Origin of the sequence: Pseudomonas sp. SIMBA_068, from assembly GCF_046534705.1 — a bacterium.
Taxonomy (GTDB): Bacteria; Pseudomonadota; Gammaproteobacteria; order Pseudomonadales; family Pseudomonadaceae; genus Aquipseudomonas; species Aquipseudomonas putida.
Genome location: NZ_JAWRYI010001603.1, coordinates 1 through 237, shown reverse-complemented (window position 1 = coordinate 237; position 237 = coordinate 1). Strand labels below are relative to the sequence as shown.

1 protein-coding gene is annotated in these 237 nt (G+C 51.9%); it reads right to left on the bottom strand.

What is annotated here, in order from left to right:
* Window positions 1-237: FeoB small GTPase domain-containing protein (locus SB756_RS35125; protein WP_410913888.1), on the bottom strand; the 237-nt coding region annotated here is incomplete at both ends.

Genomic DNA, 237 nt, shown 5'->3' with positions numbered 1-237 from the left:
ATAGTGATGTTCTGGCTGGCGGCAATATCCTGCATGTTCAGGGCGACAATGCAGGGTACGCCCAGTTCCAGCAGCTGAAAGGTCAGGAACAGATTACTTTCCAGACTGGAGGCATCGACGACGTTAATCACCACATCGGCGTGATCCTGATAGAGATACTGGCAGGCGATGCTCTCATCTATCGAACTTTCAGCAGATAGCGTTGTCAGCGATCGGGTGCCTGGCAGATCAATAAGC